Origin of the sequence: Streptomyces sp. NPDC047028, from assembly GCF_040644095.1 — a bacterium.
GTDB lineage: Bacteria > Actinomycetota > Actinomycetes > Streptomycetales > Streptomycetaceae > Streptomyces.
Genome location: NZ_JBEYVS010000019.1, coordinates 1 through 22,347 on the forward strand (window position 1 = coordinate 1; position 22,347 = coordinate 22,347).

General features: G+C 71.1%; 21 protein-coding genes and 1 riboswitch. Of the genes, 13 read left to right on the forward strand and 8 right to left on the reverse strand.

Annotated features, from left to right (window positions below; translation table 11 throughout):
- Positions 1 to 420 (forward strand): peptidase M4 family protein (locus tag ABZ854_RS18335; RefSeq protein ID WP_361211538.1); only part of this gene is annotated, 420 nt, incomplete at its 5' end.
- A 37-nt stretch (positions 421 to 457) separates the two neighbouring features.
- On the opposite strand, the gene ABZ854_RS18340 is transcribed toward ABZ854_RS18335, so the two are convergent.
- Positions 458 to 1,870 carry a M1 family metallopeptidase gene (locus tag ABZ854_RS18340; protein ID WP_361211541.1) on the reverse strand — a complete coding sequence of 471 codons (1,413 nt, stop codon included), beginning with the start codon at positions 1,868 to 1,870 and terminating at the stop codon, positions 458 to 460.
- A gap of 65 nt (positions 1,871 to 1,935) precedes the next feature.
- On the opposite strand from ABZ854_RS18340, the gene ABZ854_RS18345 reads away from it, so the two are divergent.
- On the forward strand, positions 1,936 to 2,433 hold the full coding sequence (locus ABZ854_RS18345; protein WP_361211544.1) for a hypothetical protein: 498 nt from the start codon (positions 1,936 to 1,938) through the stop codon (positions 2,431 to 2,433).
- 53 nt (positions 2,434 to 2,486) lie between these two features.
- Here the strand turns inward: ABZ854_RS18345 and ABZ854_RS18350 are convergent, their stop codons facing one another.
- Positions 2,487 to 3,062 (reverse strand): TerD family protein, encoded by a 576-nt coding sequence (locus ABZ854_RS18350; protein ID WP_129308376.1) that lies wholly within the window; start codon positions 3,060 to 3,062, stop codon positions 2,487 to 2,489.
- A gap of 187 nt (positions 3,063 to 3,249) precedes the next feature.
- Between ABZ854_RS18350 and arfB the strand changes: the two genes are divergently transcribed.
- On the forward strand, positions 3,250 to 3,687 hold the full coding sequence (arfB, locus tag ABZ854_RS18355; protein WP_361211548.1) for an alternative ribosome rescue aminoacyl-tRNA hydrolase ArfB: 438 nt from the start codon (positions 3,250 to 3,252) through the stop codon (positions 3,685 to 3,687).
- 455 nt (positions 3,688 to 4,142) lie between these two features.
- On the opposite strand, the gene ABZ854_RS18360 is transcribed toward arfB, so the two are convergent.
- The gene (locus ABZ854_RS18360; protein ID WP_361211551.1) at positions 4,143 to 4,715 is read right to left on the reverse strand and encodes a flavin reductase family protein; all 573 of its coding nucleotides are present in this window, start codon (positions 4,713 to 4,715) and stop codon (positions 4,143 to 4,145) included.
- 388 nt (positions 4,716 to 5,103) lie between these two features.
- Here ABZ854_RS18360 and cdgB point away from each other — a divergent pair, with 388 nt between their 5' ends.
- Both cdgB and ABZ854_RS18370 read left to right on the forward strand, forming a co-directional pair.
- Positions 5,104 to 6,759 (forward strand): diguanylate cyclase CdgB, encoded by a 1,656-nt coding sequence (gene cdgB, locus ABZ854_RS18365; RefSeq protein ID WP_129308383.1) that lies wholly within the window; start codon positions 5,104 to 5,106, stop codon positions 6,757 to 6,759.
- A gap of 129 nt (positions 6,760 to 6,888) precedes the next feature.
- Positions 6,889 to 7,848 (forward strand): carbohydrate-binding protein, encoded by a 960-nt coding sequence (locus ABZ854_RS18370; RefSeq protein ID WP_361211554.1) that lies wholly within the window; start codon positions 6,889 to 6,891, stop codon positions 7,846 to 7,848.
- Here the strand turns inward: ABZ854_RS18370 and ABZ854_RS18375 are convergent, their stop codons facing one another.
- The 3 genes from ABZ854_RS18375 to ABZ854_RS18385 all read right to left on the reverse strand — a co-directional run bounded on the left by ABZ854_RS18375 (position 7,849) and on the right by ABZ854_RS18385 (position 11,087).
- Positions 7,849 to 8,787 (reverse strand): 1-phosphofructokinase family hexose kinase, encoded by a 939-nt coding sequence (locus ABZ854_RS18375; RefSeq protein WP_361211557.1) that lies wholly within the window; start codon positions 8,785 to 8,787, stop codon positions 7,849 to 7,851.
- 141 nt (positions 8,788 to 8,928) lie between these two features.
- Positions 8,929 to 10,143 carry an N-acetylglucosamine-6-phosphate deacetylase gene (gene nagA, locus ABZ854_RS18380; RefSeq protein ID WP_361211560.1) on the reverse strand — a complete coding sequence of 405 codons (1,215 nt, stop codon included), beginning with the start codon at positions 10,141 to 10,143 and terminating at the stop codon, positions 8,929 to 8,931.
- Positions 10,143 to 11,087 (reverse strand): ROK family protein, encoded by a 945-nt coding sequence (locus ABZ854_RS18385; protein ID WP_361211893.1) that lies wholly within the window; start codon positions 11,085 to 11,087, stop codon positions 10,143 to 10,145. Before ABZ854_RS18385 ends, nagA begins: the two co-directional genes overlap by 1 nt.
- A 132-nt stretch (positions 11,088 to 11,219) precedes the next feature.
- On the opposite strand from ABZ854_RS18385, the gene ABZ854_RS18390 reads away from it, so the two are divergent.
- The 3 genes from ABZ854_RS18390 to otsB all read left to right on the forward strand — a co-directional run bounded on the left by ABZ854_RS18390 (position 11,220) and on the right by otsB (position 13,861).
- Positions 11,220 to 12,476: an extracellular solute-binding protein gene (locus ABZ854_RS18390; protein ID WP_361211895.1), complete on the forward strand. Its 1,257-nt coding sequence runs from the start codon at positions 11,220 to 11,222 to the stop codon at positions 12,474 to 12,476.
- Between the two features lie 257 nt (positions 12,477 to 12,733).
- The gene (locus ABZ854_RS18395) at positions 12,734 to 12,958 is read left to right on the forward strand and encodes a DUF3263 domain-containing protein (RefSeq protein ID WP_361211563.1); all 225 of its coding nucleotides are present in this window, start codon (positions 12,734 to 12,736) and stop codon (positions 12,956 to 12,958) included.
- Positions 12,959 to 12,994: 36 nt separating this feature from the next.
- Positions 12,995 to 13,861, forward strand: coding sequence for a trehalose-phosphatase (gene otsB, locus ABZ854_RS18400; protein WP_361211566.1), 867 nt, complete (start codon positions 12,995 to 12,997; stop codon positions 13,859 to 13,861).
- Between the two features lie 107 nt (positions 13,862 to 13,968).
- Here otsB and ABZ854_RS18405 read toward each other — a convergent pair whose 3' ends face one another.
- Both ABZ854_RS18405 and ABZ854_RS18410 read right to left on the reverse strand, forming a co-directional pair.
- Positions 13,969 to 15,366: a trehalose-6-phosphate synthase gene (locus tag ABZ854_RS18405; protein WP_361211569.1), complete on the reverse strand. Its 1,398-nt coding sequence runs from the start codon at positions 15,364 to 15,366 to the stop codon at positions 13,969 to 13,971.
- Positions 15,367 to 15,466: 100 nt separating this feature from the next.
- Complete coding sequence (locus ABZ854_RS18410) at positions 15,467 to 16,411, reverse strand: glucosyl-3-phosphoglycerate synthase (RefSeq protein WP_361211898.1); 945 nt, start codon at positions 16,409 to 16,411, stop codon at positions 15,467 to 15,469.
- Positions 16,412 to 16,568: 157 nt separating this feature from the next.
- Positions 16,569 to 16,711: riboswitch (SAM riboswitch) on the forward strand.
- An 18-nt stretch (positions 16,712 to 16,729) separates the two neighbouring features.
- Here ABZ854_RS18410 and thrC point away from each other — a divergent pair.
- From thrC to ABZ854_RS18435, 5 genes are all read left to right on the forward strand, one after another.
- Positions 16,730 to 18,031, forward strand: coding sequence for a threonine synthase (thrC, locus tag ABZ854_RS18415; protein WP_361211572.1), 1,302 nt, complete (start codon positions 16,730 to 16,732; stop codon positions 18,029 to 18,031).
- Positions 18,028 to 18,303 (forward strand): MoaD/ThiS family protein, encoded by a 276-nt coding sequence (locus tag ABZ854_RS18420; protein WP_129308393.1) that lies wholly within the window; start codon positions 18,028 to 18,030, stop codon positions 18,301 to 18,303. Before thrC ends, ABZ854_RS18420 begins: the two co-directional genes overlap by 4 nt.
- Before the next feature lie 442 nt (positions 18,304 to 18,745).
- On the forward strand, positions 18,746 to 18,949 hold the full coding sequence (locus ABZ854_RS18425; RefSeq protein WP_009189266.1) for a cold-shock protein: 204 nt from the start codon (positions 18,746 to 18,748) through the stop codon (positions 18,947 to 18,949).
- Positions 18,950 to 19,283: 334 nt separating this feature from the next.
- Complete coding sequence (gene groL, locus ABZ854_RS18430) at positions 19,284 to 20,906, forward strand: chaperonin GroEL (protein WP_129308394.1); 1,623 nt, start codon at positions 19,284 to 19,286, stop codon at positions 20,904 to 20,906.
- A 280-nt stretch (positions 20,907 to 21,186) separates the two neighbouring features.
- On the forward strand, positions 21,187 to 22,347 hold the full coding sequence (locus ABZ854_RS18435) for an NADH:flavin oxidoreductase (RefSeq protein WP_361211577.1): 1,161 nt from the start codon (positions 21,187 to 21,189) through the stop codon (positions 22,345 to 22,347).

Below are 22,347 nucleotides of genomic sequence, written 5' to 3' on the forward strand. Positions count from 1 at the left end.
CTGATCGGCGAGAAGATCGACATCAACGGCGACGGCACCCCGCTGCGCTACATGGACAAGCCCAGCAAGGACGGCGGCTCCGCCGACTACTGGTCGCGCAAGGTCGGCCGCCTCGACGTCCACTACTCCTCCGGCGTCGCCAACCACTTCTTCTACCTGCTGTCCGAGGGCAGCGGCGCGAAGACCATCAATGGCGTCAGCTACAACTCGCCGACGTACAACGGGTCCACGGTCACCGGCATCGGCCGGGACAAGGCCGTACAGATCTGGTACAAGGCCCTGACCACGTACTTCACCTCGACCACGAACTACGCGGACGCCCGCACCGGCACCCTGCAGGCCGCGGCCGACCTGTACGGGTCGGGCAGCGCCGAGTACAAGGCGGTGGCGGCGGCCTGGACCGCCGTCAACGTGAAGTAACCGCAGACAGCACTCAGGAAAGCCGGGGCGCCCGTTCCTACGGGTGGTCCGGCTTTCCGTCGCCGTACAGCCAGTCCTTCCAGATCTCCTTGAAGTCCTTGCCGGGGGCCGCCTTCTCGACGTACGCGGTGAAGTCGGCCGTGCTCGCCGTGCCGTGCCGGTGGGCGGCCGCCCAGCCCTGGATGATGTCGTAGAACGTGTCGTCGCCGACCTTCTGCCGGATCTTGTGCAGGACCATCGCGCCGCGCTCGTAGACCGGGCTGTCGGAGATGTGGGCCGCGCTCGACGGCTTCGCGGGCGGGAACGCCCAGATGGACTCGTCGTCGCCCTTGTAGTAGTCCATGAAGATCTGCTGGGCTGTGTCGCCGCCGTGGTCCTCGTCGTACAGCCACTCCGCGTAGGTCGCGAAGCCCTCGTTGAGCCACATGTCCCGCCAGCTCTTCGGCGTGACCGAGTCGCCGTACCACTCGTGGGCGAGTTCGTGCACGAGGTGGGCGGTGTCGGGGGCGCCGTGGAAGAACGGGCGGTTCTGGGTCTCCAGCGCGAACCCCGAGTCGTGCGGGCGGTCGATGATCGCGCCGGTGGAGGAGAACGGGAACGGCCCGAAGTTGTACTCCTCCCAGCCGATGACGTCCGCGATCTTCGCCACCGCCTTCTTGCCCGCCTCGGCCTCCGTCGGGTCGACGGCGCTGACGATCGGCAGGCCGTGCGGGCCGGTGGTGCGGGTGATCGTGAAGTGACCGATGTCTACCGTGGCGAGGTAGCTCGCCATCGGCTGCGGGGTGTGCCAGGTGTACGCCGTACGGCCGTGCGCCGTGTGCTGCTCGGTCAACTCCCCGTTGGACACCGCCTGGAGACCCTCCGGCACGGTGACCGTGAGGTCGTACGTCGCCTTGTCCGAGGGGTGGTTGTCGCACGGGAACCAGGCCATGGAGCCGACCGGCTCACCGAGGCCGACGGCGCCGTCGGCCGTGGGCAGCCAGCCCTCCTCGGAGCCGTCCGGGTCGGTGAGGGTGCGCGGGGTGCCGGAGTAGCGGACGGTCGTACGGTACGTCTCGCCCTTGGCGAGGGCGTCGTGCGGGCGGACGGTGAGTTCCTGGCCGGCCCGGCTGAAGGCGGCCTTTTGGCCCTCCACGGTGACCGAGTCGACGTGCAGACCGGCGAGGTCCAGGTCGAAGGCGGACAGGTCCTGGGTGGCGCGGGCGGTGATGACGGCCCTGCCGGTCAGACGGCGCGTGTCCGGGGTGTAGTCCAGGGTGAGGGCGTAGTGCGAGACGTCGTAGCCGCCGTTGCCGGCCTTCGGGAAGTACGGGTCGTGGACGCCCGCGCTGCCGGGCGTGCCGTGCACCACACCACCCCCGCCTCTGCTGCCGCCGCACGCGGTGCCGGTGAGGGCGAGGGCCAGGACGACGGCGAGGCGGGCGGGGAGCCGACGGGTGGGTCTGGACATGTCAGTGATCTTAGGGCGGGCCGGGGCGGGAGCCGAGCTCGCTACGGCCGTGGCACCATCTCTGCGTGCTCGACATCGGCTACGCCCTCTCCAACCGCTTCCCGGACCCGCCGCAGACGGACTACCGGCGCGCGGACGTCCACACGCTGCGGCACGACCTGTTCAGCGGGGACGTCTACCTCGCCGACACCGAGGCCGACCGGGAGTTGTCCACAGCCTGGGGATGGGTGCCGGTGCTGGACTTCGCGTGGGCGCTGTGCGACATCGTGGAACACCTGGACCGGGACCCGATGGGCTCCCGCGCCTCCCGGCCGCAGCGGGCGGAACTGGACTTCACCGAGTCCACCGACCGCATGCTGTTCGAGCGCAGGTTCGGCTGGGTCGACATCACCGTCGACTGGCAGCCGGCCGAGGAGTCCCCGCTCACCTTCTCCCACACCGAACTGCGCCGCGAGGCCCGCGACTTCCTGCACGACCTCCTCGCGGACCTGACCGACCTGCACGAGGACCTGTCGGAGAACCCGGCGATCTGGACCCTCCAGGCGCGCTTCCCGCGCGTGTGAGCGAAGGCTCCCCGAGCCGGGCCCGGGGAGCCTTTCCTGCGCCGGCAGGTGTCTCAGACGTTGACGCCGAAGTCCTGGGCGATGCCCACCAGGCCGGACGCGTAGCCCTGGCCGACCGCGCGGAACTTCCACTCCGCGCCGTTGCGGTACAGCTCGCCGAAGACCATGGCCGTCTCGGTGGCCGCGTCCTCCGACAGGTCGTAGCGGGCGATCTCGGCGCCGCCGGCCTGGTTCAGGATGCGGATGTAGGCGTTGCGGACCTGGCCGAAGTTCTGGCCGCGGTTCTCGGCGTCGTAGATGGAGACCGGGAAGACGACCTTGTCGATGTCGGCCGGCAGACCGGCCAGGTTCACGTTGATCGCCTCGTCGTCGCCCGCGCCCTCGCCCGTGCGGTTGTCGCCGGTGTGGACGATGGTGTTGTCCGGCGTCTGCTTGTTGTTGAAGAAGACGAAGTGGCCGTCCGAGTACACCTTGCCCTCGCCGTTCACCGCGATGGCCGAGGCGTCCAGGTCGAAGTCCGTGCCGGTGGTGGTGCGGACGTCCCAGCCGAGGCCCACGGTGACGGCGGTCAGGCCCGGAGCCTCCTTGGTCAGCGAGACGTTGCCACCCTTGGACAGGCTTACAGCCATGGGGGAGTCCTTCCTTAAGACAGAGAGATCTGTGCCGACGAAGCTACCGTCACCCGGAAGAACGTCGAGGGGGGTCCCGGTGGTTCCGGATGGCTTTACCTTTTTTACCCCGCGATGCCCGGGCGGCGGGGCCTGTCGGCGGGGGGCGGGGAAAACCGGGTGACGTGGGCGGGGGCGGGCCGGGAACATGGGACACATGTCCGGTCCCTACGTCATCCGCGGCTCCGTCTCACTGCCCGAGGCCGAGCTGGTCTGGCGTTTCTCGCGGTCCTCCGGTCCGGGGGGCCAGCACGTGAACACCAGCGACTCCCAGGCGGAGCTGCGCTTCGACCTGGCGAACACGGGGGCGCTGCCCGCGGTGTGGAAGGAGCGGGCGCTGGCGCGGCTGGCCGGGCGGCTGGTCGACGGGGTGCTTGTCGTACGGGCCTCCGAGCATCGTTCGCAGTGGCGTAACCGGGAGACGGCGGCGGTACGCCTCGCATCCCTCCTCGCGGAGGCGACTGCGCCGCCGCCCAAGCCGCGGCGGCCTACACGGATCCCTCGCGGGATCAACGAGCGGCGGCTCCGCGAGAAGAAGCAGCGCTCGGACACGAAGCGGGGGCGGTCGGGCCGCGGCTGGGGGTGACGCCGGGGGGCGGTGCCTCGCCGTCGCCGGGTGCGGGTGCGTCCCGGCCGTTCGCGCAGTTCCCCGCGCCCCTTCGGGGCTCCGGTTCGTTGTCCGGTGCGGGCGTGCTGTGGCCTTTTGTGCAGTTCCCCGCGCCCCTGGAGGGGGCTTCGGTCCGTCGTCGAGTGCGGGTGCGTCCCGGCCGTTCGCGCAGTTCCCCGCGCCCCTGGAGGGCGCTGCAGCTTGCCTACCCAAGGGGCGCGGGGAACTGCGTGAACGGGTCTCACCAGCCCGCGTTCGGCGGCGCGCCCGCACCCGCGTGTTCCTGGTCGGGGTGGATGCGAATGCGAAGGGTGGAGTCGAAGTTGTGTGGGGTGATTTCTTCCAGACGGGGTGACATCCCGGCACCGTAGGACGCCGTTCACGATTTCGCGACGGAATTCGTTGCGGCCCCGACGGGAGTCGCCTTGCGGAATTCAGCCCAACTGGCGGTAACGGCCCCGGAAATAGAGAAGTGGACCGCCGTCGGCGCTCGGCGCGTGCGCGGTGAGGACGCGGCCGATGACGAGGGTGTGGTCGCCCGCCGTCACCCGCTGCTCGGTCCTGCACTCCAGCGTGGCCAGCGCGCCGTCCACCAGCGGGGCCCCGGACACCTCGCCCCGGGCGTACGGGATGTCGGCGAACAGCAGCCGGTCGCTGACGCGGCCCTTCATGGCGAAACGGCCGGCGATGTGCCGCTGGTTCTCGGTGAGGACCGAGACCGCCCACAGCGGCTGCTCGGCGAGCAGGTCGTCCATGCGGGACCCCTCACGCAGGCTGACCAGCACCAACGGCGGATCGAGGGAGACCGAGACGAACGCGGTCGCGGTCATGCCGACGTCCTCCGTGGCGGGCGCGCCGGGGTCGTCCGGGTCCAGCGGCGGTTCCTGCGCGGTCACCAGGACGACGCCGTCGGCCAGCCGGGACATCGCGGCCCGGAACTCGTCGTTGCTCACCCCCTCAGCATGCCCGGAAGCGGCGGTGGCGGTGGGTGTGGGGGTCTTCAGCACGCCGGAAACGCTAGTCGGCGCCCCGCACGGCCGGCATCGGGCCTCCGGCCGAACCGTGGCCCGGCCGGGGGACCTAGGACCCGGGGCGGACGGGGCGCGACCAGTCGCGGACACCGATCGTGCATGATGTGCGCACACCCACAAACATTGCGTTCGGTAAACGCACAGAGAAAACGCGGAAACTCCACTCAATTGTTCACGTTCCCCTGTGACTTGAGTCACAAGGGGCAGGAATTGTTGACCCTGTGTACCGGGTGGGCAGCGCGCTGTGATTCAGTGGCGGGGGACCTGTAGGACGACCAAGAGAGAACCACCGTAGAGGCAGCGCCGAAGAGAAGCGCCGAAGACAACCCTTGATTCGCTGCGAGGTCTCGGGGGGAGGGCGAGCATGGAGACCGAGTCGGAGCCGTACGTCCGCCTTGCGTCCCTGCGACAGCTGCACCAGGTCATGGCCGACATGAACACGGCCCGCAGCCTCGCGGACACACTGCAGACCGTGGCCGACGGCGCGGTGACCGCCCTCGGGTACGAGATGGCCGCCGTGAACCTAGTCCGCCCCGACGGCGACCTCGTCGTCGCCGCGTTCTCCGGCAACTCCGCCGCCGAGTCCCTGATCACCGGCCGGGCCGGCTCCCGCGACTCCTGGGACCGGCGGCTCGCGATGGGCGAGCGCTGGGGCGACCTGGTGTTCATACCCCACACCGAGGGCTGGGTCCTCGACGACGACGACGTCCCGCAGTGGTACACCGACGGCCCCGCGCCCCGCTTCGAGGACGAGTGGCACCCCTCCGACCGGCTGTTCGCGCCGATGTACACCCCCGGCGTGCAGGGCGGCGGCAGCGGAGAACTCCTCGGGGTCATCTCCGTGGACCGGCCGCGCAACGGCCGCCGGCCCGGCGCCTGGGGCCGCGAGGCCCTCCAGATGTACGCCTTCCAGGCCGCCATCGCGATCAGCAACGCCCGGCTGCGCTCCAACATGCAGCGCGCCCTGGTCCGCCTGGAGCGCGAGCAGCAGGCGCTGCGGGCCAGTGAGGAATCCTTCCGCCAGGCGTTCGAGTACGCCCCCTCCGGCATGGCCATCGCCGAGATGGGAGGCGACCAGCACGGCCGCATCCTGCGCACCAACGACGCCCTGTGCCGCCTGCTGGGCCGCCCCGCCTCCGCGATGCGCCGCTACTCCTTCTCCGACCTTGTCCACCCCGAGGACATCGGCACCCTCCTGCGGACCTCCGCCGAGGGCGGCCGCGCCGAGCTGCGCCTCGGCCGCCGCGACGGCAGCTACGTCTGGGTGTCGCTGCGCAACTCCGTCGTCGCCGACGCCGCCGACGGACCCCGCTTCCTGCTCACCCACGTCGAGGACATCGAGGAGCGCAAGCGCCGCGAGCTGCAACTCGCCCACCGCGCCTCCCACGACTCCCTCACCGGCCTGCCGAACTCCGCCGAGCTGCGCTCCCGGCTCTCCGCCCGGCTGTGTCACCGCCCGGCGCACGCCGGCGCGCTGGAGTCCCTGGACGCGGCCTACGGCCATCCCGCCTACGACACCCCCACCGCGCACGGCTTCGACTTCGCACCGGGCGCGGAGGCGTACGACGGCTTCGACCACCACGTCCACACCGTCGCCCCCGAGGAAGGCCACGACGACGGCGCCAAGGGGCTCGCCGTCCTCTTCTGCGACCTGGACGGCTTCAAGTCGATCAACGACCGGTTCGGGCACAACGCGGGCGACGCCGTCCTCATCGAGGTCGCCCGGCGCCTGACCCGGGGTGTCCGCGACGGCGACACGGTGGCCCGGCTCGGCGGCGACGAGTTCGTGATCCTCGCCAACGGCCTCGGCAAGGCCGACGCCCAGGACCTCGCCGTACGCCTGCGCAACGAGATCATCCAGCCGATCCGCGCCGAGGGCCGGGCCGTCCGGGTGGGCGCCAGCTTCGGCATCGGCTGGGCGCACTGCGGCATGACGGCGGACGAAGTCCTGAAATCGGCCGACGAGCGGATGTACGTCGAGAAACGATCTCGTCCCAAACAGCACCGGCGCGCCGGCTGAGCGGCAGGTCAGCGGGCCGCTAGCCGATTCGTGCGGTCCGCGTCACCCGTTTGGGGGTGCGGGAGCGGGTAGGCTCGCCCTTCCACACCTGTTACCGCATCCGCCCGCAGCTGCTGAGGAGACCAAGGGATGACGCCCGGCGACAACGGCCCGAGCACGCCCGAGGACGACGACCCGTTCGGCTATCTGTACGCCGACGGCCAGGCCAGGGGAGCACAGCCGCCGTCCGGCGGTTACGGCTACCCGAACGCGGTCAGCAGGGTGCGCACCGTCGGCGAACGCCAGTACGGCCAGCAGCAGCCCGCGTACGGTCAGCAGCCGGGCGTTCCGCAGCAGCAGGGCCCGCAGGGCGGCCCCGGCGGCTACAACCAGCCGAACGCCTACTACCAGGCCCCGGAGACCCTCCCGGGCGGCGCCCCGACCACCCGCACCCCCATGCAGCCCGGCGGCGGCACCGGCCGGCGCGGCCCGAACACCAAGGGCCTGCTGATCGGCGCGGTCGCGGTCGTCGCCGCCGTCGTCATCGGCATCAGCATCGCGATGATCAACGGCAACTCGGACAACGACAAGGCCAGCGGCCAGGTGGCCCCCAGCCCGACCCAGTCCCAGAGCAGCGAACCGAGCCCGTCCGGCAGCAGCCAGGCGGCCGGGGAACTGCCGAAGGTCGACGGTTCCAACAAGGTGCTCCAGCTGGCCGGCGGTGCCGCGGTCGCCTCGGACGTCACCGGGGCGCGGTCCGCCGACGGCAGCTACGTGGGCAACCTCAACCAGGTCGGCTCGTCGGTCACCTGGACGGTCGACAACATCCCCGACGACGGCCCGTACACCCTCTTCGTGAACTACAGCGTGCCCGGCCAGGACCAGTCGATGACGGTCACCGTCAACGGCAAGCCCTTCGGCAGCAAGCTGGGCCTGAAGAACTACGCGCACGCCAAGGACGGCGACTTCACCAAGGGCTGGACCAACTCCTATGTCTGGCCCACCCTCCAGAAGGGCCACAACACGATCTCCGTGTCCTGCCAGGCCGGCGACAAGTGCAATGTGCTGATCGACCAGATGTGGCTGAAGAAGGGCCAGGTCAAGGGCTGATCAGGGGCGCTGGGCCACGCTGACGTCCCCGGTCACCGCGACCCGCCCCACCAGTTCCTCGTACGCCGCCCGGTCGAACTCGCCCGCCGCGGGGGCCCGTACCGTCGCCGCCGACAGGGCGATCGCGCGGGCCAGGCGGGACGGCCAGGGCAGGTGTTCCACGAGGCCCGAGAGAAGGCCGGCGACGGCGGAGTCGCCTGCGCCGGTCGGGTTGCCGTGGACGTGGGCGACGGGGGCGGCGCGCCACGCGCCGTCCGGGGTCACGGCCAGCAGACCCTGCGGGCCGAGCGAGGCCACCACCGCGTGGGCGCCCCGGCGGCGGGCGTCCCGGGTGGCACGTGACGGCTCGTGGGAGCCGGTCAGTTCGGCCAGTTCCTCCGCGTTGGGCTTGATGATGTCCGGACGCGCGGCCACCCCGCGCCGCAGCGGTTCGCCGCTCGTGTCCAGCAGCACGGGGACGCCGGCCGTGCGGGCCGCCCGGACCAGGCCCGCGTACGCCCCCACCGGCACGCCCGGCGGCAGGCTCCCGCACAGGGCCACGGCGGAGGCGCCGGACAGCAGGCCGTCGTACGCCCGCAGGAACGCGGCCCATTCGGCGGGCGCGACCTGGGGGCCGGGCTCGTTCAACTGGGTCGTGTCACCGGCCAGTTCGTCCACCACGGCGACGGTGCGCCGGGTCGCGCCGGCCACCGGCACCAGCGCGTCCGTCACACCGGGCACCTCGGCGAGCAGGGCGCGGACCGTCGCGCCGGTGGCGCCGCCCGTGAACCCGGTGACCGTCACCTCGTGATCGAGGGCCGCCAGCACGCGCGCCACGTTCAGGCCCTTGCCGCCCGGCCGTTCGATGACGTCCGTGACCCGGTGCGAGGCGCGCGGCCGCAGCGACCGTACGCGGTAGGTGAGGTCGAGAGCGGTGTTCAGTGTGACCGTGAGGATCACCCGGGCCGACCTCCCTCGAAGTCCCTGTGCCATCGGTTTCCGGGAGCCCTGATCATGCCAAAGAGACGGCGGTCGGCCCAGAGCCCGGCACGGCCGTCGTCTCCTCGTGTCTCCCTGCTGTCTCCCCGGTGGTGGGACGGATCAGGGCAGTCGGGGTGCGACCACCCATTCCCCGCGCCGCATGACGCCCTTGAGGTCGAAGTTCTCGTCCAGCAGCACCAGGTCGGCGTCCTTGCCCGGCTCCAGCGAGCCGATCCGGTCGGACAGGCCCAGCAGCCGGGCCGGGTTGGCGCACAGCGCCGCCACCGCGTCCGCCACCGGCAGCCCGTCGACGGTCACCGCCCGCTTGAACGCCCGGTCCAGGGTGAGCGTGGAGCCCGCGATCGAGCCGCCCTCCACCAGCCGGGCCACGCCGTCGCTCACCTCGACCTCCAGCGGGCCGAGCAGATAGCGGCCGTCGCCGGCGCCGGCCGCGTCCATCGCGTCCGTGATGAACGCGACCCGGTCCGGGCCCGCGTGATGGAACGCCAGCTCCAGCGCGGCCGGGTGCAGGTGGGTGCCGTCGTTGATCAGCTCGACCGTGACCCGCTCGTCCTCCAGCAGGGCGGCGACGGGGCCGGGGGAGCGGTGGCCCAGCGTGGGCATTGCGTTGAACAGGTGCGTGGCGACCGTCGCCCCCGCGTCGATGGCCGCCACCGTCTGCTCGTACGTCGCGTCCGTGTGCCCGATCGCCGCGATCACGCCCTGCTCAGCGAGCAGCCGTACGGAGTCCAGGCCGCCCGGCAGTTCGGTGGCGAGCGTGACCATGACCGCCTTGCCGCGCGCCGCGTCGACCAGCTTGCGGACGTCCGCCGGGTCCGGGTCGCGCAGCAGCCCCTCGGAGTGCGCGCCCTTGCGGCAGGGCGAGATGAACGGCCCCTCGAAGTGGATCCCGGCCAGCTCCCCCTGCTCGGCGAGTTCGCTGAGCAGGCCGGCCTGGCGGACCAGCAGGTCCATCTCGTCGGTGACGGTGGAGGCGACGAGGGTCGTGGTGCCGTGCTCGCGGTGGGTGCGGATGGCTTGCAGGATGTCGTCGGGGGTGCCGCTGAAGCTGGAGCCGCCGCCGCCGTGGTTGTGGATGTCCACGAATCCTGGGAGGAGCCAGTGGCCGGATACGTCGAGGTGCGGGGCGTTCGCCGGTGCGGTCTCGGTGATGTGCCTGCCGTCCACGGCGAGGGTGCCGTTCTTCACCGTGCCGGTGGGGAGGACCACGGTTGCGCCCGTGAGTACCTGCGGGCCGGTGGGGGCTGGTCGCGCAGTTCCCCGCGCCCCTGACGGGGCGCTGCTCTGGGCCGGAGATTCCTGCTCAGGGGTCATCAGGGGGATACCTCCGGGGTTGTCGGGGTGGTCGCCAGCAGGTCCTGCGCGAGTAGTCCCGCGCCCAGGCAGCCGGCTGTGTCGCCCAGGGCGGCGGGGACGATGGTGGGGAGTTTCTGGAAGGTGACGCGGCGGCGGACGGCGGTGCGGAGCGGGTCGAAGAGGGTGTCGCCGGCCTCGGCCAGGCCGCCGCCGATGATCAGGGTGCGGGGGTCGAGCAGGGTGAGCGCGGTGACCAGGCCGTCGGCGAGGGCGTCGACCGCCCGCTGCCAGACCCGGACGGCATTCGGGTCCCCGGACGTGACCGCCTTCGCGCAGTCCGCTGCGTCCGCCTCCGGGTCACCGCAGGCGGCGGCCCAGGCCTCGCTGACGGCGGAAGCGGAGGCGTACCGCTCCAGGCAGCCGCGCTGCCCGCAGGGGCAGGGGTCGCCGTCGGGCCGTACGACGATGTGGCCGATCTCGCCCGCGAAGCCGTGCGCGCCCGCCTCGACCCGGCCGTCGATGCCGATGGCGCCGGCGATGCCGGTGCCCAGCGGGACGAAGAGGTAGCGGTCGGCGCCCCGGCCCGCGCCGAGGCGGCCCTCGGCGAGACCACCGGCCCGCACGTCGTGGCCGAGCGCCACGGGCATGCCGAGCCGGTCGGCGAGCAGATCGCGCAGGGGTACGTCCCGCCAGCCGAGGTTGGCGGCGTAGACGGCGGTGCCGTGGGTGTCGTCGACGATGCCGGGGACCGCGATGCCGGCGGCCGCGGCGGGGGTGCCGTAGCGCTCGACGCCATGGGCGCGCAGGTCGGCGGCGAAGCCGAGGATCGCCTCGACGACGGCGTCCGGGCCGCGCTCGCGGCCGGTGGCGCGGCGGGCGCTGTGCAGCAGTGCGCCGTCGTCGCCGACGAGGGCGGCCTTCATTCCGGTACCGCCCACGTCCAGGGCGATGACATGTCTCACCACGGGGCCTAGTGTGACCCTCGCACCCGGGAGAGGTCTAGTCCACTCACGTGGTGTAGACCTTATGTGTCCATATATTGAACACTCAGACAGCAGGGTTGGGGCTTGACAGTGGGTCGGCGTACGGCAGGAATGATCGCGGTCGTGTCCGCACTGGGCATGACGGCGGTCCTCGGGGGCTGCGGGAGCGGCGCGGGTTCGTCCGACGTGACCCTCAAGCTGGTCGCCGCCGACTACGGCGACTCCCCGGCGAACAGCTCGCAGAAGTACTGGGACGCGCTGGCCTCGGCGTACGAGGCGAAGCACCCCGGTGTGAAGGTCGACGTCAGCGTCTACTCGTGGAACGACGTCGACCGCAAGGTCAAGGAGATGGTCGACGCCGGGCACGCCCCCGACATGGCCCAGATCGGCGCCTACGCCGACTACGCGGCCCAGGGCAAGCTGTACCAGGCCTCCGACCTGCTCTCCATCGCCACGCAGGCCGACTTCCTGTCCACGCTGTCCGACGCGGGCCAGTGGAACCACCTGCAGTACGGCATCCCGTTCGCCGCCTCCACGCGGGTGCTCTTCTACAACAAGACCCTCTTCTCCCAGGCCGGCATCACCCCGCCCAGCGACTGGAGCGAGCTGGCGGCCGACGCGAAGGCGCTCAAGGCCAAGGGCGTGAGGTATCCGTACGCGCTGCCGCTCGGCCCGGAGGAGGCGCAGGCCGAGACCATGCAGTGGCTGCTGGGCGGCGGCGACGGCTACACCGACGACGTCGGCACCTACACCATCGGCTCCGAGCAGAACATAGAGACCTTCACCTGGCTCAAGGACGAGCTGGTCGGCAAGGGGCTGACCGGGCCGGTCGCCCCCGGAAAGCTGAACCGCGCGGCTGCGTTCGCGGCGTTCGCCGACGGGCAGGTGGGCATGCTGAACGGGCACCCCACGCTGATCCAGCAGGCCGCCAAGAAGGGCGTGAAGTTCGGGACGGTGCCGATGCCGGGGCGAGAGGGCAAGGCCAAGGCGTCGATGGGGGTCGCCGACTGGATGATGGCGTTCAAGCAGAACGGGCACGCCGAGCAGGTCGGGAAGTTCCTGGACTTCGTCTACAGCGAGAAGAACGTCCTGTCCTTCTCCCGTGAGTACGGGTTGCTGCCGGTGACCATGTCGGCGTCCACCGCGATGAGCGAGTCGGACGCGTCGGCGGACAAGCAGTTGCATCCGTTCCTCGATCAGTTGCCGTACTCCGAGCTGTATCCCGTGGGGAAGACGTCTTGGGCGGCGGTCAGTGCGGACGTGAAGAAGGAGATAGGAAAGGCCGTCACCCCGACGGGCAGCCCGGCGGGCGTGCTGACCCGGCTCCAGGCGGAGGCGACCGCTGCGGACAGCGAGGCGTCCAACTAGGTCGCTGCGCGGCTCGGGCCGGGGTGACTCGGGTGCGTCTTCGGCTGCCGGCCGGTGGGGGTGTTTCGCGCAGTTCCCCGCGCCCCTGGGGGGTGTGGTGGTGCTGGTCGTTCTCGGCTGCCGGCCGGTGGGGGCTGATCGCGCAGTTCCCCGCGCCCCTTTGGGGCGGGGTGGTGCCGGTCGTCTTTGGCCGGCGGCCGGTGGGGCTTCTCGCGCAGTTCCCCGCGCCCTTTTTTGGGGGCGTTACCTTGGGGGGTATGGAATTGGGTGAGCGGGAGTTGGGGGTTCTTGGGCTGGAGCGGCGGGGGTTTTCGGGGCCCGGGGCCAAGGAGCGGGCCATACGGGAGGAGCTGGGGATGGCGCCCGTGCGGTACTACCAGCTGCTCAACGCCCTCCTGGACGACGAACGGGCGCTGGCGCACGACCCGGTGACCGTGAACCGGCTGCGCCGGGTGCGGGACGCACGCCGCTCCGAGCGCTGAGGAGTGAGCACGGCCCCCCGCGGATAGTGTCGCCGTATGGGCTCCCATACGACGGACTCGACGGACTCGGCCAACCCGCTGCCCACCCCGGTGACCCGGGCCGGGCAGGACGGACTCGCCGCCCTGCTCGCCGCGCCGCGCACCGCGCTGATCGGCCTCGACTTCGACGGCACGCTGGCGCCGATCGTCGCCGACCCCGAGCAGGCCCGCGCCCACCCCGGCGCCGTCCCCGCGCTGGCCGCGCTCGCGCCCGAGGTGGCGTCCGTGGCCGTGGTCACCGGCCGCCCCGCCGGGGTCGCCGTACGGCACGGCGGTTTCGCCGGCGTGCCCGGCCTCGACCACCTCGTCGTCCTCGGCCACTATGGCGCCGAACGCTGGGACGCCGTCTCCGGCACCGTCAGCGCGCCCGCCCCGCACCCCGGCGTCGCCGCGGTCCGCGCGGAGCTGCCGGGCGTCCTGGACCGGGCCGGCGCCTGGCACGGCACGTGGATCGAGGAGAAGGGCCGCGCCCTCGCCGTCCACACCCGCCGGGCCGACGACCCCGAGGCCGCCTACGACGCCCTGCGCGGCCCGCTCACCGACCTCGCCACCCGGCACGGCCTGATCGTCGAACCCGGCCGCCTCGTCCTCGAACTCCGCCCGCCCGGCATGGACAAGGGCGTCGCCCTCCTGGAGTACGTCCGCGAGATCTCCGCCGGCGCCGTCCTCTACGCCGGCGACGACCTCGGCGACCTCCCCGCCTTCGCCGCCCTCGAGAAACTCCGCTCCGACGGCCTCCCCACCCTCCTCGTCTGCAGCGGCAGCACGGAGGTGACCGAACTGTCGGACCGAGCAGACCTGGTCGTCAACGGCCCCGAGGGAGTCGTATCCCTGCTCCGGTCACTGGCGGCCGAGCTGCGCTGACGGGCCGCCCCCGCCACCGCCGTGGGCAGGCGTTCCGCAGGGCGGAACGGGTGGGCACGGCCGACGGCGCCGGGCACCGGAAATCCCCGGCCCGCTGGTCCACGCTCTCAATCGTCCAGTGCGCCGAGCTGGTCCAGGAACCACTTCGCAGGCGGCAACGCCGTAGCCGCGGCGGCCAGCCGCTTGCACCGATCGGACCGCTCCCCCTCCGGCATGCTCAACGCCGCGTGCAACGCCTCCGCCGTCCCCACCACGTCATACGGATTCACGCACACCGCGTCCTCGCCCAGCTCCTCGAACGCCCCCGCCTCCCGCGACAGCACCAGCGCACACCCCGACTCCGACACGACCGGCACCTCCTTCGCGACCAGGTTCATCCCGTCCCGGATGGGGTTGACCAGCGCCACATCGGCCAGCCGGTACGCCGCCAGCGACCGCGCGAAGTCGTCCTTGACGTGCAACAGCACCGGAGTCCAGCCCGCCGTACCGAACTCGGCGTTGACGGCCTCCGCCACCCGCTGCACCTCGGCGGTGTAGTCCCGGTACACGGCGAGGTCCTGCCGCGAGGGGTAGGCGAACGCGACGTGCACGACCCGCTCGCGCCACTCGGGGTGCTCCGCCAGCAGGTGCCGGTACGCGAGCAGCCCCCGCACGATGTTCTTGGACAGCTCGGTCCGGTCCACCCGGACGATCGTGCGCCGCCCCTCGCCGATCTCCTCCCGGAGTCCCGCCATCCGCTCGTCCACGTCCGCCCGGTGCGCCCGCTCCCGCAGGAACTCGGCGTCGGCCCCCAGGCCGTGCACGCCGATCCGGGTCCCGGAGGGGATGCCCGGGCCCAGTACGGCGTGGCAGCAGGCGGTGAACGCGTCCGCCCACCGCCGGGTCAGGAACGCCGCCCGGTCGGCGCCCAGGATCCCGGTCAGCAGCTCCGCCGCGATGTCGTCAGGGAGCAGCCGGAAGTAGTCCGGCGGCGCCCACGGGGTGTGCGAGAAATGGCCGATCCTCAGGTCGGGCCGCAGCTGCCGGAGCATCCGGGGGGCGAGGGCCAGGTGGTAGTCCTGGATCATCACCGCCGCGCCCTCGCCGGCCTCCTCGGCCAGCGCCTCGGCGAACGCCCGGTTGTAGGCCCGGTACGACTCCCACTGCCGCCGGAACTCCGCGTCGAACACGGGCTCCAGCGGGGTCTGGTACAGCAGGTGGTGGACGAACCAGAGCACCGAGTTGGCGATCCCGTTGTACGCGTCGGCGTGCACGTCGGCGGGGATGTCCAGCATCCGCACGCCCGGCTCGCCCTCACCGCGCCGCACCGCCTCGCGGTCGCCGTCGGAGAGCGCGGCGCACACCCACAGCGAGTCCGCGTCGGAGCCGATCGCCGACAGGCCCGAAACCAGCCCGCCCCCGCCCCGCTTGGCGCTCAGCGAGCCGTCCTCGCCGACCGTGTACGACACCGGGCCGCGGTTGGACGCGACCAGCACCTGAGCCTTGGGAGCAGCGGTGGAAGCCATACGCCTGAACCTAGCCCGGCTCGTAACGCCTCAAACGTGTATACCGGCCGCCCAGGGACGGTATGCAGCCGTTCTCCCGCCGCCCCCCGCCCGGCAGCGCCTACGCCACCCGCCGTGCCGCGTACTCCGCGATCTCCGCCATCGGCGGCCGCTCCTCCGTGTCCACCGAGTACGTGCGCGGCTCGAAGCCGTCCGTCCCGCGCTCGAACTGGGTCAGCGCCGGCCGGAGCAGATGCCCGCGGGCCAGCCGGAGCTGCGCGGTGCGGTAGATCGCCGCGGCCATCCGGCCGAGCGCCTGCCCGTCCTGGTGCCGGTGCTTGCGCACGCCGACGTCCACCTGGGCCAGCGCGTCCAGGCCCACCAGGTGCAGCGCGTCCACGAGCATGCCCAGCTCGACGCCGTAGCCCACCGGGAACGGCAGCTGCTCCAGCAGGCCGCGCCGCGCCGCGTACTCCCCGCCGAGCGGCTGCACGAACCCGGCCAGCTGCGGCCAGTGCATGTTCAGCAGGGGGCGGGCCATCAGCTCGGTGACCCGGCCGCCCTGCCCGACGGCGCCGTCGAGGGGACGGTCGTACATGGCCTTGACCAGGTGCACGTCCGGGTCGGTCAGCAGCGGGCCGACGATGCCCGAGACGAAGTCGGCGGAGAACTCCCGCAGGTCGGCGTCGATGAAACAGACGATGTCACCCCGGGTGACCAGAAGGGAGCGCCACAGCACCTCGCCCTTGCCGGGGACGGACGGGATGCGGGGGAGGATCGCGTCCCGGTGGACGACGCGGGCGCCCGCCGCCGCGGCCACCTCGGAGGTGCGGTCGGTCGAGCCGGAGTCGATCACGACGATCTCGTCCACCAGCGGCGTCCGCTCCACCAGGTCACGGCGGATGACCTCGACGATCGCCCCGACCGTCGCCTCCTCGTTCAGCGCGGGCAGCACCACGCTGATCGACTGGCCCGAGCACCGCTTGGCGGCCAGTATCTTGTGCGGCGGACGGTCGGCCACGGACCAGGACCGGGTGGTCAGCCAGCGCTCGACTTCTTCCAGCACGGCCTGCGGCTCCTCACTCCTCGTGATCACGGTGCGTCACCGTGATCCATCTCGCGGTTCGGACGACTATCTCAACAGTCCTGGCCTTCGGTTACAGTCTTGAACAACGCCGACGACCGTCGCATGCCGGGGGTCGCAAGCGTCCACAACCGAATACCGCTCATCCAGAGGGGCAGAGGGAAACGGCCCGATGAAGCCCCGGCAACCCTCCAGCCGGCACTCGTCTTCGTAGCGAGGCTCCCGGCTAGGGAAGGTGCCAAATCCGTCTCACGGCGAAGTGCGTCGTGAGAAAGATGAGGAGAAAGGGCCTCGCCTCACATGGCTGCGCAGACAGTTGCAGACTCCAGCACCTCCACCCCCGCCTCGACGTCCGCCGTCGACCTCGGTCCCGCCGCGGCCCTGAGCTGTCGCGAGTGCGGTCACCGCGTCCCGCTCGGCCCCCTCTTCGCCTGCGAGGAGTGTTTCGGCCCGCTGGAGATCGCGTACGACTTCTCCGCCTACGACACCGAGGAACTCCGCGCCCGCATCGAGGCCGGCCCCGCGAACATCTGGCGGTACGCCCCGCTGCTGCCCGTCCCCGCCGACGTGGCCGACAAGCCGAACATCAACCCCGGCTGGACCAAGCTCGTCAAGGCCGACAACCTCGCCGCGGAACTCGGCGTCACCGGCGGTCTGTACGTCAAGGACGACTCCGGCAACCCGACGCACTCCTTCAAGGACCGGGTCGTCGCCCAGGCCCTGGAGGCCGCGCGCGCCTTCGGCTTCACCACCCTGTCCTGCTCCTCCACCGGCAACCTCGCCGGCGCGGTCGGCGCCGCCGCCGCGCGGGCCGGCTTCCGCTCCTGCGTGTTCATCCCGCACGACCTGGAGCAGGGCAAGGTCGTCATGGCCGCGATCTACGGCGGCGACCTCGTCGGCATCGAGGGCAACTACGACGACGTGAACCGCTTCTGCTCCGAGCTGATCGGCGATCCGGCCGGCGAGGGCTGGGGCTTCGTCAACGTCAACCTGCGGCCGTACTACGCGGAGGGCTCCAAGACGCTGGCGTACGAGATCTGCGAGCAGCTCGGCTGGCAGCTGCCCGACCAGCTCGTCGTGCCCATCGCCTCCGGCTCCCAGCTCACGAAGATCGACAAGGGTCTGCAGGAGCTGATCAAGCTGGGTCTGGTCGAGGACAAGCCGTACAGGATCTTCGGCGCGCAGGCCGAGGGCTGCTCGCCGGTGTCGACCGCGTTCAAGGCGGGGCACGACGTCGTACGGCCGCAGAAGCCGAACACGATCGCCAAGTCGCTGGCCATCGGCAACCCGGCCGACGGGCCCTACGTCCTCGACATCGCGCGCCGCACGGGTGGTGCCGTGGAGGACGTGACCGACGAGGAAGTGGTCGACGCGATCAAGCTGCTGTCCCGCACGGAGGGCATCTTCGCGGAGACCGCGGGCGGCGTGACCGTCGGCGTCACCCGCAAGCTGCTCAAGGAGGGCCTGCTGGACCCGACGAAGACCACGGTCGTCCTCAACACGGGCGACGGCCTCAAGACCCTGGACGCGGTGGCCGGGACCGGCCTCACCGCCACCATCCGCCCGAACCTGGACTCCTTCCGAGAGGCTGGCCTCGCATGAGCGTGACCGTTCGCATCCCCACCATTCTGCGTACCTACACCGGCGGGCAGGCCGAGGTCGCCGCCGAGGGCGCGACGCTGTCCGAGGTCATCGAGGACCTGGAGAAGCACCACACCGGCATCGCCGCCCGCGTCCTGGACGACCAGGGCAAGCTGCGCCGGTTCGTCAACGTGTACGTCAACGACGACGACGTCCGCTTCGAGCAGGGCCTGCAGACGGCCACCCCCGACGGCGCCGGCGTCTCCATCATTCCGGCCGTCGCCGGAGGCTGACCGAATGACCGAACATTACCTTCGGTAATGCCGGTCACTGATTGTTCACCGGATTGCCCTCTCCGTGAGAGAAACGGAGGGGGCAATTCTGTGTGATTGAGCGCGGTAGAGTTGGGGAACGCGCTCCCGGACCGAGGGTCGGGAGCCCTGGAATGGTGCCGCGGACCCGGCAAGAAATGGCCAAACTGTGTGGCCCTTTCGCGGCATTTACTCCCTTTGTCCGGCCCGACTTGCCCTGAATTCGGGCGAATTCTCACCACATTCCGGATCGGGCTCGTCCAGAATTCTCGTCCGATTGACCTGTTGCAGACGGCAGTTGGACAGATACATTCAGCCGCGGTCGACGCGTTCCGGCGCACGCCCCCGACCGTTGGGGGGCGAGGTCTGACCCGGGTCCGCGAAGTGCGGATCTGTGCAAGGGCCAGTAATAGGGGAGTTAGGCATGGCTCAGGGCACCGTCAAATGGTTCAACGCGGAGAAGGGGTACGGCTTCATCGCGGTCGACGGTGGTGCGGACGTCTTCGTCCACTACAGCGCCATTCAGATGGACGGCTACCGCAGCCTTGAAGAGGGCCAGCGGGTCGAGTTCGAGATCTCGCAGGGCCAGAAGGGCCCGCAGGCCGACATGGTTCGCGTCACCGCCTGAAACGTTGCTGCACGAAGGGCCCGCACCTCCCGGGGTACGGGCCCTTCGGCATGCCCGGGACGGGTGAGCGCGCGCTCACCGTGCGGGGGGAGGTGCTCGCACCGTTTCGCCGTCGGCGGAGGGCGTGGCCGACCCCCGAGAGGCGCTTGCACTCGACGGTGCCGAGTGCTAATCATTGGCGTTAGCACTCTGAAGGTGAGAGTGACAACGAAGGACCGGGTCGGTGAGGCCCGCAAGCCGGGTGGGGCAAGGAACCACGAGGCAGGCAGGCCGTCCGTCGCGGGCGCGGGCGCGGTCCGAAGAATCACCCCCAGTCCTGGAGGGACCACTTCACATGGCCAAGATCATCGCGTTCGACGAGGAGGCGCGGCGCGGCCTTGAGCGCGGTATGAACCAGCTCGCCGACGCCGTCAAGGTCACCCTCGGCCCCAAGGGCCGCAACGTCGTCCTTGAGAAGAAGTGGGGCGCCCCCACGATCACCAACGATGGTGTGTCCATCGCCAAGGAGATCGAGCTGGAGGACCCGTACGAGAAGATCGGCGCCGAGCTCGTCAAGGAAGTCGCCAAGAAGACGGACGACGTCGCCGGTGACGGTACGACGACCGCGACGGTGCTCGCCCAGGCCCTGGTCAAGGAGGGTCTGCGCAACGTAGCCGCCGGCGCCAACCCGATGGCCCTCAAGCGGGGCATCGAGAAGGCCGTCGAGGCCGTCTCCGCCGCCCTGCTGGAGCAGGCGAAGGACGTCGAGACCAAGGAGCAGATCGCCTCCACGGCGTCCATCTCCGCCGCCGACACCCAGATCGGCGAGCTGATCGCCGAGGCGATGGACAAGGTCGGCAAGGAAGGCGTCATCACCGTCGAGGAGAGCAACACCTTCGGCCTCGAGCTCGAGCTCACCGAGGGCATGCGCTTCGACAAGGGCTACATCTCCGCCTACTTCGCCACCGACATGGAGCGCATGGAGGCGTCGCTGGAGGACCCCTACATCCTCATCGCGAACTCCAAGATCGGCTCCGTCAAGGACCTGCTCCCGCTCCTGGAGAAGGTCATGCAGTCGGGCAAGCCGCTGCTGATCATCGCCGAGGACGTCGAGGGCGAGGCCCTGTCGACCCTGGTCGTCAACAAGATCCGCGGCACCTTCAAGTCCGTCGCCGTCAAGGCCCCGGGCTTCGGCGACCGCCGCAAGGCCATGCTCGGCGACATCGCCATCCTCACGGGCGGCGAGGTCATCTCCGAGGAGGTCGGCCTCAAGCTGGAGAACGCGACCCTGGACCTCCTGGGCCGCGCCCGCAAGGTCGTCATCACCAAGGACGAGACCACCATCGTCGACGGTGCCGGTTCCTCGGACCAGGTCAACGGCCGGGTGAACCAGATCCGCGCCGAGATCGAGAACAGCGACTCGGACTACGACCGCGAGAAGCTGCAGGAGCGCCTGGCGAAGCTCGCCGGCGGTGTCGCGGTCATCAAGGCCGGCGCCGCCACCGAGGTGGAGCTCAAGGAGCGCAAGCACCGCATCGAGGACGCCGTCCGCAACGCGAAGGCCGCCGTCGAGGAGGGCATCGTCGCCGGTGGTGGCGTGGCCCTGCTGCAGGCTTCCCAGGTCTTCGAGAAGCTGGAGCTCGACGGTGACGAGGCGACCGGCGCGCAGGCCGTGAAGCTCGCGCTGGAGGCCCCGCTGAAGCAGATCGCCGTCAACGCCGGCCTCGAGGGCGGCGTCGTGGTGGAGAAGGTCCGCAACCTCACCCCGGGTCACGGCCTCAACGCCGCGACCGGTGAGTACGTCGACCTGGTCGCCGAGGGCATCATCGACCCGGCGAAGGTGACGCGTTCCGCTCTGCAGAACGCCGCCTCCATCGCCGCGCTGTTCCTCACCACCGAGGCCGTCATCGCCGACAAGCCGGAGAAGGCGGCTGCGCCGGCCGGCGGCGGCATGCCGGGTGGAGACATGGACTTCTGATCGGGTCCTTGCCGAGGGCGGTATCCCCTGTTGCGAGATTCGCGACAAGGGGTGCCGCCCTCGGGCGTTTTCGGCGGCTGCGGGTGCGTGGGGGCTTGTCGCGCAGTTCCCCGCGCCCCTGAGGTACGTGCAGTGGACGAGCCCCTTCAGGGGTGCGGGGAACTGCGCGAGCAACCACGAAGCACCCGCAGCCGCCCGCGAAACGGAACCCTCTCCCCGGGAATGCGTTGCATCACACCTCCGTTGCTTAATGAGGTGCAACAATGCGTGCGCACATACCATGCGGTATAAGCAGCCCCGTTCCCAAGGAGCCCCCGTGACCGTCACCCCCACCACCTCCCGCGCGGCAGCGATACTCTCGCGCCCCATCACCCTCGGCGGCCTCACCGTCCCGAACCGGATCGTGATGGCCCCGATGACCCGCATGTTCTCCCCGGGCGGCGTCCCCGGCGAGGACGTCGTGTCGTACTACGGGCGCCGCGCCGCCGCCGGGGTCGGTCTGATCGTCACCGAGGGCACGTACGTCGGGCACGACTCGGCGGGCCAGAGCAGCCGCGTGCCGCGGTTCCACGGGGAGGATCAGCTGGCGGGCTGGGCGAAGGTCGCCGAGGCGGTGCACGCGGGGGGCGGCACGATCGTCCCGCAGCTGTGGCACATCGGCATGGTCCGCAAGGAGGGCCAGCCGCCCTTCGCCGAGGCCCCCGCCGTCGGCCCCTCCGGGCTGCGCATCGGTGAGGACGAGGTCACCGGCAGGGCGATGACGCAGGCCGACCTGGACGCGGTGATCGGCGCGTTCGCGGAGGCCGCTGCCGCCGCCGAGCGCATCGGCTTCGACGGCGTCGAGCTGCACGGCGCCCACGGCTACCTCCTGGACCAGTTCCTGTGGGCCGGCACCAACCGCCGTACCGACGCCTACGGCGGCGACCCCGTGGCCCGTACCCGGTTCGCGGCGGAGATCGTCGCGGCGGTCCGCGCGGCCGTCTCCCCCGACTTCCCGGTCCTCTTCCGCTACTCGCAGTGGAAGCAGGAGGCCTATGACGCCCGTCTCGCCGAGACCCCCGAGGAGCTGGAGGCCATCCTGACCCCGCTCGCGGCGGCCGGCGTCGACGCCTTCCACGCCTCCACCCGCCGCTACTGGCTCCCCGAGTTCGACGACTCCGACCTCAACCTGGCCGGCTGGACGAAGAAGATCACGGGCAAGCCCACCATCACCGTGGGCTCGGTCGGTCTCAACGGCGACTTCATCAAGGCGTTCCAGGGACAGGGCGCGGAGCTGGGCAGCCTGGACAACCTGCTGGACCGCCTGGAGCGCGACGAGTTCGACATGGTCGCCGTCGGCCGCGCTCTGCTCCAGGACCCGGAGTGGGCGGCGAAGGTCCTCGCGGACCGCTTCGACGAGCTGAAGCCGTACGACGCGGCGGCGCTGCAGTCGCTGAGCTGA

Excerpts from the sequence above, each read along its gene's own strand:
- ABZ854_RS18340 (WP_361211541.1), bottom strand. The coding sequence starts at position 1,870 with ATGTCCAGACCCACCCGTCGGCTCCCCGCCCGCCTCGCCGTCGTCCTG.
- ABZ854_RS18350 (WP_129308376.1), bottom strand. The coding sequence starts at position 3,062 with ATGGCTGTAAGCCTGTCCAAGGGTGGCAACGTCTCGCTGACCAAGGAG.
- arfB (WP_361211548.1), top strand. The coding sequence starts at position 3,250 with ATGGGACACATGTCCGGTCCCTACGTCATCCGCGGCTCCGTCTCACTG.
- cdgB (WP_129308383.1), top strand. The coding sequence starts at position 5,104 with ATGGAGACCGAGTCGGAGCCGTACGTCCGCCTTGCGTCCCTGCGACAG.
- ABZ854_RS18370 (WP_361211554.1), top strand. The coding sequence starts at position 6,889 with ATGACGCCCGGCGACAACGGCCCGAGCACGCCCGAGGACGACGACCCG.
- nagA (WP_361211560.1), bottom strand. The coding sequence starts at position 10,143 with ATGACCCCTGAGCAGGAATCTCCGGCCCAGAGCAGCGCCCCGTCAGGG.
- ABZ854_RS18390 (WP_361211895.1), top strand. The coding sequence starts at position 11,220 with ATGATCGCGGTCGTGTCCGCACTGGGCATGACGGCGGTCCTCGGGGGC.
- ABZ854_RS18395 (WP_361211563.1), top strand. The coding sequence starts at position 12,734 with ATGGAATTGGGTGAGCGGGAGTTGGGGGTTCTTGGGCTGGAGCGGCGG.
- otsB (WP_361211566.1), top strand. The coding sequence starts at position 12,995 with ATGGGCTCCCATACGACGGACTCGACGGACTCGGCCAACCCGCTGCCC.
- ABZ854_RS18405 (WP_361211569.1), bottom strand. The coding sequence starts at position 15,366 with ATGGCTTCCACCGCTGCTCCCAAGGCTCAGGTGCTGGTCGCGTCCAAC.
- thrC (WP_361211572.1), top strand. The coding sequence starts at position 16,730 with ATGGCTGCGCAGACAGTTGCAGACTCCAGCACCTCCACCCCCGCCTCG.
- ABZ854_RS18420 (WP_129308393.1), top strand. The coding sequence starts at position 18,028 with ATGAGCGTGACCGTTCGCATCCCCACCATTCTGCGTACCTACACCGGC.
- ABZ854_RS18425 (WP_009189266.1), top strand. The coding sequence starts at position 18,746 with ATGGCTCAGGGCACCGTCAAATGGTTCAACGCGGAGAAGGGGTACGGC.
- groL (WP_129308394.1), top strand. The coding sequence starts at position 19,284 with ATGGCCAAGATCATCGCGTTCGACGAGGAGGCGCGGCGCGGCCTTGAG.
- ABZ854_RS18435 (WP_361211577.1), top strand. The coding sequence starts at position 21,187 with ATGCGGTATAAGCAGCCCCGTTCCCAAGGAGCCCCCGTGACCGTCACC.